The 12,658-nt window shown below is 59.3% G+C and carries 12 protein-coding genes and 2 pseudogenes; 10 read left to right on the top strand and 4 right to left on the bottom strand.

The features are described from left to right. Nucleotides 1-4: 4 nt before the first annotated feature. From mnmA to aceA, 7 genes are all read left to right on the top strand, one after another. Nucleotides 5-1,129: a tRNA 2-thiouridine(34) synthase MnmA gene (gene mnmA, locus FW764_RS24685; protein WP_446436164.1), complete on the top strand. Its 1,125-nt coding sequence runs from the start codon at nucleotides 5-7 to the stop codon at nucleotides 1,127-1,129. Continuing rightward, nucleotides 1,126-1,749: a high frequency lysogenization protein HflD gene (hflD, locus tag FW764_RS24680; protein ID WP_083358908.1), complete on the top strand. Its 624-nt coding sequence runs from the start codon at nucleotides 1,126-1,128 to the stop codon at nucleotides 1,747-1,749. The genes mnmA and hflD overlap by 4 nt, the downstream gene beginning before the upstream one ends. A gap of 123 nt (nucleotides 1,750-1,872) precedes the next feature. Further along, complete coding sequence (gene purB, locus FW764_RS24675; RefSeq protein WP_446436163.1) at nucleotides 1,873-3,243, top strand: adenylosuccinate lyase; 1,371 nt, start codon at nucleotides 1,873-1,875, stop codon at nucleotides 3,241-3,243. 85 nt (nucleotides 3,244-3,328) lie between these two features. Then, entirely contained in the window at nucleotides 3,329-4,495 is a 1,167-nt protein-coding gene (locus FW764_RS24670) for a ribosomal protein uL16 3-hydroxylase (RefSeq protein ID WP_446436162.1), read from the top strand. Continuing rightward, nucleotides 4,488-4,910 carry a GNAT family N-acetyltransferase gene (locus FW764_RS24665; protein WP_446436161.1) on the top strand — a complete coding sequence of 141 codons (423 nt, stop codon included), beginning with the start codon at nucleotides 4,488-4,490 and terminating at the stop codon, nucleotides 4,908-4,910. Before FW764_RS24670 ends, FW764_RS24665 begins: the two co-directional genes overlap by 8 nt. A gap of 214 nt (nucleotides 4,911-5,124) precedes the next feature. Further along, the gene (locus FW764_RS24660; protein WP_446436160.1) at nucleotides 5,125-5,862 is read left to right on the top strand and encodes a secretin N-terminal domain-containing protein; all 738 of its coding nucleotides are present in this window, start codon (nucleotides 5,125-5,127) and stop codon (nucleotides 5,860-5,862) included. A 502-nt stretch (nucleotides 5,863-6,364) separates the two neighbouring features. Then, a complete protein-coding gene (aceA, locus tag FW764_RS24655) occupies nucleotides 6,365-7,690 on the top strand; it encodes an isocitrate lyase (protein WP_003219577.1) in 1,326 nt (441 codons plus the stop codon). 423 nt (nucleotides 7,691-8,113) lie between these two features. Here aceA and FW764_RS24650 read toward each other — a convergent pair whose 3' ends face one another. Further along, entirely contained in the window at nucleotides 8,114-8,701 is a 588-nt protein-coding gene (locus tag FW764_RS24650) for an NUDIX domain-containing protein (protein ID WP_446436206.1), read from the bottom strand. A gap of 322 nt (nucleotides 8,702-9,023) precedes the next feature. Here FW764_RS24650 and FW764_RS24645 point away from each other — a divergent pair, with 322 nt between their 5' ends. Continuing rightward, nucleotides 9,024-9,950: an alpha/beta hydrolase gene (locus FW764_RS24645; RefSeq protein WP_446436159.1), complete on the top strand. Its 927-nt coding sequence runs from the start codon at nucleotides 9,024-9,026 to the stop codon at nucleotides 9,948-9,950. A 194-nt stretch (nucleotides 9,951-10,144) separates the two neighbouring features. Here FW764_RS24645 and FW764_RS24640 read toward each other — a convergent pair. Then, nucleotides 10,145-10,420, bottom strand: a pseudogene (locus tag FW764_RS24640) (alpha-hydroxy acid oxidase); the annotation flags it as partial. Between the two features lie 120 nt (nucleotides 10,421-10,540). Between FW764_RS24640 and FW764_RS24635 the strand changes: the two are divergent. Then, nucleotides 10,541-11,326: a DeoR/GlpR family DNA-binding transcription regulator gene (locus FW764_RS24635; RefSeq protein ID WP_446436158.1), complete on the top strand. Its 786-nt coding sequence runs from the start codon at nucleotides 10,541-10,543 to the stop codon at nucleotides 11,324-11,326. A gap of 11 nt (nucleotides 11,327-11,337) precedes the next feature. Here FW764_RS24635 and FW764_RS24630 read toward each other — a convergent pair. Further along, nucleotides 11,338-11,514 (bottom strand): annotated as a pseudogene (locus FW764_RS24630) (DNA methylase); the annotation flags it as partial. 2 nt (nucleotides 11,515-11,516) lie between these two features. Then, nucleotides 11,517-11,729, bottom strand: a complete 213-nt coding sequence (locus FW764_RS24625) for a hypothetical protein (protein ID WP_446436157.1) — start codon at nucleotides 11,727-11,729, stop codon at nucleotides 11,517-11,519. 309 nt (nucleotides 11,730-12,038) lie between these two features. Here FW764_RS24625 and FW764_RS24620 point away from each other — a divergent pair, with 309 nt between their 5' ends. Continuing rightward, on the top strand, nucleotides 12,039-12,599 hold the full coding sequence (locus FW764_RS24620) for a type 1 glutamine amidotransferase domain-containing protein (protein ID WP_446436156.1): 561 nt from the start codon (nucleotides 12,039-12,041) through the stop codon (nucleotides 12,597-12,599). The last annotated feature ends 59 nt before the right edge of the window (nucleotides 12,600-12,658 follow it).

Raw genomic sequence — 12,658 nt, 5'->3', positions numbered from 1 at the left:
CCCTATGCGTGATCCAGCCCCTTCTGACACACAAAAGAAGCGCGTCATCGTCGGCATGTCCGGCGGCGTGGATTCTTCCGTTTCCGCCGTTCTGCTCATGGAGCAGGGTTATGAGGTGGAAGGCCTGTTCATGAAGAACTGGGAAGAAGACGATGGAACGGAATATTGCACGGCCATGGACGACCTGGCGGACGCCCAGGCCGTGTGCGACAAGATCGGCATCAAGCTGCACACTGCCAACTTCGCCGCCGAGTACTGGGACAATGTGTTCGAGCACTTCCTGGCCGAATACAAGGCCGGCCGCACGCCGAACCCGGACATCCTGTGTAACCGCGAAATCAAGTTCAAAGCGTTCCTCGACTACGCCATGATCCTTGGCGCCGACCTCATCGCCACCGGTCACTATGTGCGCCGTCGCGACGTTGATGGCCGCACAGAGCTGCTCAAAGGCCTGGACCCGAACAAGGACCAGAGCTACTTCCTGCACGCCGTCGGCGGTGAACAGATCGCCAAGACCCTGTTCCCCGTGGGCGAGCTGGAAAAGCCCGAAGTACGCAAGATCGCTGAGAAACACGGCCTGGCCACCGCCAAGAAAAAGGACTCCACCGGAATCTGCTTTATCGGCGAGCGCCGCTTCAGCGACTTCCTCAAGCAATACCTGCCGGCGCAGCCGGGCGAAATCAAGACCACCGAAGGCGACGTCATCGGCCGCCACCACGGCCTGATGTACCACACCATTGGCCAGCGCCAGGGCCTGGGCATCGGCGGCTTGAAAGATGCCGGTGAAGAGCCGTGGTACGTGCTGGTTAAGGATCTTGAGAACAACGTGCTGATCGTCGGCCAGGGCAACGAGCACCCGCTGCTGTTCTCCGGCGCCCTGCTGGCTTCAGAGATCTATTGGGTCAACCCGATCGACCTGAGTGCCCCGCGCCGCCTGACCGCCAAAGTACGCTATCGCCAGAGCGACCAGCCCTGCACCCTGGAAAAAACCGCCAACGGCTATCGCGCCACCTTTGATGACCCGCAACGCGCGGTCACGCCTGGCCAATCGGTGGTGTTCTATGACGGCGAAATTTGCCTGGGCGGTGGCGTGATTGAAGTCGCCGAGCCCTGGAGCAACCCGGCATGAGCCCGACCCAGGAGCAATTGACCGCACTGGGCGGGGTTTTCCTAGCCGCGGTGCTGGTGGACAAAATCGCCAAGACCGGCCAGGTCACCGAGGCGGGCCTGACCTGCATGCTCGGCAGCTTGCTGATTCGCGACCCCAAGGACACCCTCGAAGTCTACGGCGGTGACGATCTGGCGCTGCGTGAAGGCTATCGCGCGCTGATCGGCGCCCTGGAGCGCGACCCCAGCACTCTGCAGCGCGAGCCTTTGCGCTATGCGCTGTCGATGCTCGGCCTCGAGCGCCAGTTGGCCAAGCGTGACGATCTGCTGGAAACCATCGGCAAACGCCTGCCGCAGATCCAATCCCAAGTTGAGCACTTCGGCCCGGCCCACGAAAACGTGGTCGCCGCCTGCGGTGCGCTGTACCAGGACACCTTAAGCACCTTGCGCCAGCGCATCCAAGTGCACGGCGACATGCGCAACCTGCAACAACCGAACAACGCCTCGAAAATCCGCGCCCTGCTCCTGGCCGGTATTCGCTCGGCGCGGTTGTGGCGACAGTTGGGCGGTCATCGCTGGCAGTTGGTGATCAGCCGACGCAAATTGCTTAAAGAGCTTTACCCGTTGATGCGCAACGAATAAGTCGCAGCAACCTGTTTTTTATCGCCTCACGCGTAATACGCCGGTCAGTTGGCAACGGACCGGCGGATTTTTTCATGTATGATACGCGCCCCATTTCGTTGCCCGACTGTCCGAGAACACCCCATGCAGCTCTCTTCGCTCACTGCGGTTTCCCCTGTTGACGGCCGCTACGCCGGCAAAACCCAGGCCCTGCGCCCTATTTTCAGCGAGTACGGCTTGATCCGTGCTCGTGTTCTGGTTGAAGTGCGCTGGCTCCAGCGCCTGGCCGCTCACTCTGCCATCAGCGAAGTGCCGGCGTTTTCCGCCGAAGCCAACGCTGTGTTGAACACCCTGGCGGAAAACTTCTCTCTGGAGCACGCCGAGCGTGTGAAAGAGATCGAGCGCACCACCAACCACGACGTTAAAGCCATTGAGTACCTGCTCAAAGAGCAAGCAGCCAAGCTGCCGGAACTGGCCCAGGTCAGCGAATTCATCCACTTTGCCTGCACCAGCGAGGACATCAACAACCTGTCCCACGCCCTGATGCTGCGCGAAGGCCGTGATGACGTGATGCTGCCGCTGATGCGCCAGACTGCTAACGCCATCCGCGAACTGGCCATCCGTTTCGCCGACGTGCCGATGCTGTCGCGCACCCACGGCCAGCCAGCTTCGCCGACCACGCTGGGCAAAGAACTGGCCAACGTGGTGTACCGCCTGGAACGCCAAATCGCTCAAGTCGCTGCCGTGCCACTGCTGGGCAAGATCAACGGTGCCGTAGGCAACTACAACGCGCACCTGTCGGCCTACCCTGAAATCGACTGGGAAGAAAACGCCCGCGCCTTCATCGAAGACGAGCTGGGCCTGGGTTTCAACCCGTACACCACTCAGATCGAACCGCACGACTACATCGCCGAGCTGTTCGACGCCATTGCGCGCTTCAACACCATCCTGATCGACTTCGATCGTGATATCTGGGGCTACATCTCCCTGGGCTACTTCAAGCAGCGCACCATTGCCGGTGAAATCGGTTCGTCGACCATGCCGCACAAGGTCAACCCGATCGACTTCGAAAACTCCGAAGGCAACCTCGGTATCGCCAACGCGCTGTTCCAGCACCTGGCCAGCAAGTTGCCGATTTCCCGCTGGCAGCGCGACCTGACCGACTCCACCGTACTGCGCAACCTCGGCGTAGGCTTCGCCCACAGCGTGATCGCGTACGAAGCCAGCCTCAAAGGCATCAGCAAACTGGAACTCAACGCGCAGAAAATCGCCGCTGACCTGGATGCCTGCTGGGAAGTATTGGCCGAGCCGATCCAGACCGTGATGCGCCGCTACAACATCGAAAACCCTTACGAAAAGCTCAAAGAGTTGACGCGCGGCAAGGGCATCACTTCCGACGCGCTGCAAACTTTCATCGACGGCCTGGACATGCCAGCTGCCGCCAAGGCCGAGTTGAAATTGCTCACCCCGGCCAACTACATCGGCAATGCGGTGGCCCAAGCCAAGCGCATCTGATCTAGCGCAAGCTCTCTTGAGACGCCCGGCCGCGCCGGGCGTTTTTATTCCTGGCTTAAAAGTGCTTTTTTTCAATAGGTTACACATGAATCCTGATATTCCTCTTCAACTTCTGGGCGGCATCACAGCACGCGAGTTCCTGCGCGACTACTGGCAGAAAAAACCGCTGCTGATCCGCCAGGCAATTCCTGATTTCGAAAGCCCGATCGATGCCGACGAGTTGGCTGGCCTGGCCCTGGAAGAAGAAGTCGAATCGCGCCTGGTGATTGAGCACGGCGAGCGCCCATGGGAACTGCGTCGCGGGCCTTTCGCTGAAGACGCCTTCAGCACCCTGCCCGAGCGCGAGTGGACTCTACTGGTGCAGGCTGTCGACCAGTTCGTGCCGGAAGTGGCCGAGCTGCTGGAGCACTTCCGCTTCCTGCCAAGCTGGCGTATCGACGACGTGATGATCAGCTTTGCCGCACCCGGCGGCAGCGTCGGCCCGCACTTCGATAACTACGACGTGTTCCTGCTGCAGGCCCAAGGCAAGCGCAACTGGAAAATCGGCCAGATGTGCAACTCCGAAAGCCCGTTACTGCAGCACGCCGACCTGCGCATCCTCGCCGAATTCGAACAAAGTGAAGAATGGGTGCTGGAGCCGGGCGACATGCTCTACCTGCCACCGCGCCTGGCACACTTCGGTATCGCTGAAGATGACTGCATGACCTACTCAGTGGGCTTTCGCGCCCCGAGCGCCGCAGAAGTACTGACCCACTTCACCGACTTCCTCGCCCAGTACCTGACGGACGAAGAGCGTTACACCGACGCCGACGCCCAACCGGTCAGCGACCCGCATCAGATCCAGGGCGATGCCCTTGACCGCCTGAAAAGTCTGCTTGCCGAGCACATGAGCGACGAGCGCATGCTGCTGACCTGGTTCGGCCAGTTCATGACCGAGCCGCGCTACCCGGAAATGGTGGCAGGCGAAGAGTTGGTCGAAGAAGACTTTATCAGCAGCCTGGAAGACGGTGCGATTTTGGTCCGCAACCCAAGCGCCCGCATGGCGTGGTCGGAAGTCGACGACGACGTATTGCTGTTCGCCAGCGGCCAGAGCCGCTACCTGCCAGGCAAACTGCGCGAGCTGTTGAAACTCGTGTGTTCGGCTGACGCCCTGCACAGCGAAAACCTCGGCGCATGGCTCGTAGACGAAGATGGTCGTGACCTGCTGTGCGAATTGGTCAAGCAAGGAAGCCTGGGATTTGCCGATGAATAAGATTCACGTAAGTGTCGCGGACTGGCAAAAGGATATCGCTGAGATTCGGCGCATTCGTGAAGCGGTATTTATCGCTGAACAATCGGTTCCACCTGAGCTGGAGTGGGATGCAGACGACGCCGACGCGGTGCATTTTCTCGCGTTCGAAGGCGACTTCCCGATAGGCACCGCACGCTTGCTGCCCAGCGGCGAAATCGGCCGCGTGTCGGTACTCAAGGACTGGCGCGGGCTGAAGGTCGGCGACAAGCTGATGGAAGCCGTGATTGGTATGGCCGAGCAACGTGGCCAGACCAAGCAGTTTCTCAGTGCGCAGGTATATGCGGCGCCGTTTTATGAGCGACTGGGCTTCAAGATTGTCAGCGATGAATTCCTTGAAGTCGGAATTCCACATGTCGATATGGTGCGCGGGGACTGATCCAGTACCGCGTCGCCCTTATCGCAGGCAAGCCAGCTCCCACAGGGAAATGCATTCCAAATGTGGGAGCTGGCTTGCCTGCGATAGCGCCATCAGCAACACCCAAAAATGCCCTGCCATGCCAGGGCATTTTGCCGTCTACGATTCAACTTGCGACCCACCAAGCCGACAAACTGGCACTATCAAGCCTAAATGACTCGCAGAGATAACGGACATGTCCCTACGCACCCTGCTCACCGCCCTCCTCCTGACCGCCAGCGTCTCAGCAATGGCTGACACCGAAGTCGTCAACCTGAGCAATCGCACCAGCGCTGATTTACTGCCGGTGGCGCAGAATTTCATCGGCAAGGACGGCACCGTCAGCGCCTACGGCAACCAGCTGATTGTCAAAGCCGACCCTGGCAAGATCCAGGACTTGCGTGCATTGCTCGCCCAACTGGACACACCCGCCAAGCGCCTGCTGATCACCGTCGACACCAACGAAAACAATCAGCAGAACACCGGCGACAGCCAGACGCGCATCATCAGCTACGGCACCGCCAGCCGCGACGGTGGCATCCAGCAGATCCAGGCCAGCGAAGGGGTGCCCGCACTGATCCAGGTGGGCCAAAGCGTGCCACTGACGACCACCCAGCCAGACGCCTATGGGCGCCCGCAAAACCAGACCCAGTATCGCAACGTCACCCAAGGCTTTTACGTCACTGCCAGCGTAACCGGCGAGACCGTACACCTGGCAATCAGTACCAACCGTGACCGCATGAGCCAGGAACGTCCCGATGTAGTGAACGTACAGAGTACCGACACAAGTGTCAGCGGGCGCCTGGGTGAATGGATCTCGCTGGCAGGCATCAATCGTGAGACTCAGGCCGACAAATCTTCTAAAACCCGCAGCTACTCTACTCAGGGGCGTGATGACCTGACTTTGCGGGTCAAGGTCGACACCCTGAACTGAAGCACCAAAAACTGACTGGCAAGTCGTATTAGACTAAAGATGTAGTGCTATAAAAAAAGCACTACAAAACGTTTGACGATCCAAAAAAGCATGGGCATGATGGCCTCGCTCCCGCTAATCAGGGGCCCTGGCAAGGGCCTTCGGATCGTCGCTCTAAGCTACCCATCTGAGCCGATTCGTGTCTGTACCGCCCACAAGGTGTGTTTGACGAGGTTGCGACTGGAACGAAGTTGTCCCGAGGGACGGAAGCTAACCAGGTAACCCGGCTACACACTGATGGATCGTACCAAGGCCCACGACGCCCGAAGACCGTTCGCAGTTCGCCCTTACCTGCTCAACTCCCCTCTCGCTACTCGTTCATCCCGTCGCCTTCCCCGCCGAACCTGACTTGACCGCCTAAGCTTCTGGTCAGCGAGCGCCACGCCTGTGCATTGAATGCAGGGCTGTAAAACGGATTTTTCCACACTGTTTTTCCACACGAAGACGCGACGAGGTTTTTCCCATGGCACTGACACGCGAACAGCAAATTGCAGCCCTTGAAAAAGACTGGGCTGAAAACCCACGCTGGAAAGGCGTAACCCGCGCTTATTCCGCTGCTGACGTCGTCCGCCTGCGTGGCTCGGTTCAACCTGAGCACACCTTTGCAAAACTCGGCGCCGAGAAACTGTGGAAGCTGGTCACCCAGGGTGCCAAGCCGTCCTTCCGCCCCGAGAAAGATTTCGTCAACTGCATGGGCGCCCTCACTGGCGGCCAGGCAGTCCAACAGGTGAAAGCCGGTATCCAGGCGATCTACCTGTCCGGCTGGCAAGTGGCTGCGGACAACAACTCCGCTGAATCCATGTACCCCGACCAATCGCTGTACCCGGTGGACTCCGTGCCTACCGTGGTCAAGCGCATCAACAACTCGTTCCGCCGTGCCGACCAGATCCAGTGGAAAGCCGGCAAAGGCCCGGGCGACGAAGGCTACATTGACTACTTCGCACCGATCGTGGCGGACGCTGAAGCCGGTTTCGGCGGCGTACTCAACGCTTACGAGTTGATGAAGAGCATGATCGAAGCGGGCGCTGCGGGCGTGCACTTTGAAGACCAGTTGGCCTCGGTGAAGAAATGCGGCCACATGGGCGGCAAGGTACTGGTTCCCACCCAGGAAGCTGTGCAGAAGCTGACGGCTGCGCGCCTGGCGGCTGACGTGGCGGGTACGCCGACCATCATTCTGGCGCGTACCGACGCCAACGCGGCTGACCTGCTGACGTCCGACTGCGACCCGTACGACCAGCCCTTCGTGACTGGCGAACGCACACAGGAAGGCTTCTATAAAGTTCGCGCGGGTCTTGACCAGGCCATCGCTCGCGGCTTGGCCTACGCGCCGTACGCTGACTTGATCTGGTGCGAAACCGCCAAGCCGGACCTGGACGAAGCCCGTCGCTTTGCCGAAGCGATCAAAAAGGAATACCCGGACCAACTGCTGTCCTACAACTGCTCGCCGTCTTTCAACTGGAAGAAGAACCTGGACGACGCGACCATTGCCAAGTTCCAGCGCGAACTGTCGGCCATGGGCTACAAGCACCAGTTCATCACCCTGGCTGGCATTCACAACATGTGGCACAGCATGTTCAACTTGGCGCACGACTACGCCCGCAACGACATGACCGCTTACGTGAAGCTGCAGGAGCAGGAATTCGCTGACGCGGCCAAGGGTTACACCTTTGTGGCGCACCAGCAGGAAGTAGGCACTGGCTACTTCGACGACATGACCACCGTGATCCAGGGTGGCACCTCGTCCGTGACCGCGCTGACGGGCTCGACTGAAGAAGAACAGTTCCACTGATTGACTGAGTACACGGCCATTGCGGCTCCATGGAAGACCTAACCGTAATGCCGCACAATCTGACGCCCCGACCCTGACTGGTTCGGGGCGTTTTTTTGGGCTGTGTAAATGGGAGGGTGGGTGTAATTATTGGCGTGATGGCGGATATAGATTGCGCGCCTACAGCGGGTCACTTGAGGTGTCTAGTGGCTGAACCACCGCATTCGCGAGCAAGCCGGCGCTCGCATAAAAGTAAATTTCCTTTTGCTCTGTTGTTGCTTCAACCCGCGCTCAAAATTCTGCGTTCGGGCACACCAAGCCCAGGCGAGGTGCCGAGTGGTGGGGCGAGGACTTTTGGGTCCCTCTGTACAGGTCCCTAAAAAAGTGACCCGCTGTCATAGCGGCCCCCCTGGCCGACGCCGCTGTAACACAGCACAGCAGCCGTCACCAGCCTTCTTTCAACATGCGCAACTCCAGGTGCTGCAACAACATGATGGTTTTACCATCGACAATTTCACCCCTTTGCACCATCGCCAGCGCCTGTTCAAAGCCCACTTCCAGCACTTCGATGTCTTCGCCCTCATCGATCAGGCCACCACCGCTGCTGACCCGATCCGCCGCGTGGTACTCGCCGATAAAGAAGTGAATCCGCTCGGTCACCGAGCCCGGGCTCATGAACGCTGCGTAGATTTTTTCTACAGCGCCGACGCGGTAGCCGGTCTCCTCTTCGGCTTCCAGGCGAATGCGCGCCTCAGGACTGGCGTTGTCCAGCAAACCGGCAGCGGCTTCAATCAGGTAACCGTGGTAATCGTTGACGAAAGTGGGCATGCGGAACTGGCGGATCAGCAGCACCGTGCGCTGTGCGCGGTTGTACAACAGGATGGTCGCGCCGTTGCCCCGGTCATACACCTCGCGGGTCTGGGCTTGCCAGCTGCCATCTCTGCGGCGTAGGTCGAAGCTGTATTTTTTCAACAGATACCAACTGTCCGAGAGGGTTTCTTCGGCGGTGATGCGAACGGGGCTGTTGTGCATGCTCGGGCCTTTGCTCAAAGGCCCGCAGCATGTCGCGCCGACGTCGCCAGCGTCAAGCAAGCCCAGCCTCAAAACCTGAGGTTTGCTTGATGCGTTCCCATGCTGCGGCCACGCGTGTTTGCACAACCAGAGCGGCACGCAGAGGCTAATCTTCATGGCGCGCTGCAGGAACGCCGCGTCAAGGTCGGCACTGACAACCCGTGCACCCGCGTTCAATGCTGTAACACTTTGCAAGCAATCCTCATTCACGGCTGTCGAATTAATGCCTGTCTTCAGAGGCCATCTGGTAAAACCCGAGCTTCGCTTTTGTCCTGGAACCTTCATGTCATCTCGTTTTCTCTCGCGCCTGGGCCTGCGCTGGTTTCTGCTGCTGTGCATGACGCTACTGATCGTCGGCCTACCGGTCGGCTGCGCCGTGCTGCAACACAAAGAACGCGAGCTGGTGTTTCGCATCGAACCGGGCACCGCTGGGTGGTTTACCGGCCTTCCCAAAGCGGTACAGGAATTCAATATCAAGCCCGCCAGTTTCAAATCGGGGCAGAACCTTCACGGCTGGTGGTACCCGGCCGACAACAAGGACGCGCCGGCTATCCTCTACCTGCACGGCGTACGCTGGAACCTCACCGGGCAGCTGTTTCGCATTGAGCAATTACACGCGCTGGGCTTCTCGGTGCTGGCCATTGACTATCGCGGTTTCGGCCAAAGCCACGGTGATTTGCCCTCGGAAACCACGGTGTACGAAGACGCACGCATCGCCTGGGAGCGCTTCCAGGTGTTGCAGCCCGACCCAGGCAAACGCCTGATCTACGGGCACTCCTTGGGTGGCGCGGTGGCTATCGACCTGGCGGCGCAGTTGAGCAAGCAAACACAGGTGCCCGTGCGCGGGCTGGTGATCGAATCCACCTTCACCTCGCTGGGGGACGCGGCTGCGGCGGTGGCCAATACCTCATTGCCGGTGCGTTGGTTGCTGTCGCAGAAATTCGATTCCATCGACAAGATTGCCGATGTGCGCATGCCGCTGCTGGTGGTCCATGGCCTGGCTGACCAGTACGTGCCACCGCGTTTCAGCCAGCAATTGTTTGAAGCCGCCCAGGAGCCCAAGCGGCTGTTGCTGGTGCCGGGCGCCACCCATAACAACAGCATGAACATGGCCGGTCGCAGTTATGGCCAAGCGCTGGAAAACTTGATGCAAGCAACGATGCCTGCGCAGGTGGTGACGCACGCCACACGTCGCAACGGCGACTCTTAAAAAAGTCGTTTTCGGCACTGGGTCCGCGCTTGGCTGTCAAGCGTAAACCCTGCCCATACTGGCCCGCGTCGAAAGTTGATCAAATATTGACCGAGGGCGAAATCGCCAACCCTGTCGGGCCTTCGCAAAGTTATCCACAGAGATACCCACGGTTTTCGTGGACAACTCTTTTTACTTTTTTACGTTTTTTTGGCTCAGTAAACGCCGGCAGGAAACGTACTTGGTAGCAGAGTCTCGCAATTCACATCGCGTATATCGTTATAGCCACACAGTGCCATCGACACGTCCAGCTCACGCGCGATGATGTCAAGGGCCTTGGTCACGCCCGCTGCGCCCATGGCCCCTAAACCGTACAAATGCGGACGCCCGACCATGGTGCCTTTGGCGCCCAATGCCATTGCCTTGAGCACGTCCTGGCCGGAGCGAATGCCGCCATCGAGCCACACTTCAATCTGCTCTCCCACCGCCTCTAGGTCACCTCTGCCTGAACTGAGCCCAGAGATTAACCGCCCATCGGCTGCGCAACCAGCCATTGCGTTTATATCGACAGAAGCCTAACCTCGCATAAAACTGCACAAAGACGCACAAACATGCAAAGCACTCATCAAACCATTGACCTGCCTTCACTGCGCAAACAGAAAATCCTATTGCTGCTGGAACGCGATGGCAAAGTCACCGCCTCTGAATTGGTCGACCACTTTGCCGTGTCCCAGGACACCATCCGCCGCGACCTCGGTGAGCTGGCCGCCGCGGGCCTGTTGCAACGCGTGCACGGCGGCGCCCTGCCCCGGCCCAAAGACACCGGCAAGGACTTCTTCACCCGGGTCGGCGAGACCAACGAGGTCAAGCGTCATCTGGCGCAACAGGCGGCTGATCGTGTGGAAGACGGCCAGATCGTGCTGTTCGATTCCGGCTCCACCACGCTGCAGATTGCCCAATCCTTACCGCGTTCGATCCGCCTGACCGTGGTCACACCGTCGCCGATGATTGCGATCGCACTGGCCGACCATCCGCATGTGAAGGTGATTTTAGCGGGGGGCCAACTCAATCCCGCGACCGTGTCCACCAGCGGCCAGGACGCCGTGCGTCTGATTCAGAGCATTAAGGCCGACCTGCTGTTTACCGGTGTGTGCGCCTTGCATCCGCAGGTAGGCATCAGCTCGCTGCATTTCGATGAAGTGGCGGTCAAGCAAGCACTGCTCGACAGCGCCTCCCATGTGGTGGCCGTGACCATGGCGGACAAGCTCGGCGCCGTTGAACCGTTTGTGGTGGGGCCGTGCAGCCGCATTCATACGCTGATTACCGAGTGGCATGTACAGGGCATCGAGGCCTATGAGCGGTTAGGCTTGGAAGTGCTGAGGGTTGAGGTCGAGTAACGACACAACTGCTGGCGAGCGGTGTCGCGGCCTTGCTCCTCCACAATAACCTTGTAGGCCTGCGCGGCGATTGGCGCCTGAATGCGCTTTCCCATCAGGAAGCTGGCAATAAACCACTTGAACAGGCTGCCGTCATCTCCAGGCTTGAGCTCGATGCCCACCTCAGACGCCGTAATCGACCTGGCCATGCTCAGTGGCCCAACTTGCGCTCGGCCTTGGCGGCTTGCTCATTAATGGCGTCGGTCTGGCGTTCAGTGTCCTTGATCGAGGTGGGCGTGAGCACCTTATCAACGGTTTCAGTCTTAGGGTTCGCACGCTCCAGGGTCTGCCCTTTCGCAGGTTTTTGAGTGCCTTGCTGGGCGTCTTCCGAGCTGATGGGGGCTGGGGTTTTATCGGCAGTCACAGTCTTTCTCCACGCAGTTGAAGGCCCGCAAGAAATGGCGGGCACGTATGCAGCAGAGCCCGGCAGATTTCAATAGTTCAAGGCCTTTGACGTGCTGCACCACCGGAGAAAAAAGCGCGAATTAATTTAAACCTTTTGCCGAGGGCCCCGCTCAACAGTCAGGTACGGCATCACGTCACTGTCGATTTCAAGGAGATTCACCATGATGCAGCCCTGACCGATAAGACCAGGAAAGCCATTCTGGAAATGGCCAGGGCGCTGCAGGCCAAGTAAGACCATTAATTTTCCCTGACCCAGGAGACACTCACCATGAGTTCGCCACTCAACGGCAAGAAAATCCTCATCATCACGTCCAACACCGGCATCGAGCGCGATGAACTGGTCAAGCCGCTGGAAGCGCTGCGCGGTAAGGGCGCCACGGTGATACACGCCTCCAGCAAAGGCGGCACCACCCAGACCTTCGTCGGTGACACCGAGAAAGACAAAACGGTGGAGTCCGACGTGAAGCTCTCGCAGGTGGCGGGCGGCGATTTTGACGCACTGGTCATTCCCGGCGGTACTGTCAACGCCGATACGTTGCGCCAGGATGCTGCGGCGCTGGCGCTGATCAATGACTTCGCCCAGGCGGGTAAAACCATCGCCGCGATCTGCCACGGCCCGTGGGCGTTGATCGACGCAGAGGTGATCAAGGGCAAGACCCTGACCTCCTACAAAAGCGTACGCATCGACCTGGAAAACGCCGGTGCGGCCAGCTGGGTAGACGCCGAGGTCAAGGAGTGTAAAGCCAATGGCTGGACCTTGATCACCTCACGTACGCCGGATGACTTGCCGGCGTTCAATGAGGCAATTGCCAAGGCGGTTGCGGGTTAAACCCGCCGCTTGAACGAAAACAGGCGCCCTATGGGCGCCTGTTGATTGTCTGGCTTGGG

The sequence above is a fragment of the Pseudomonas sp. 1152_12 genome (assembly GCF_052850675.1).
The sequence above is the reverse complement of the archived record's forward strand: the minus strand, read 5'-3'. Positions and strand labels throughout refer to the sequence as shown.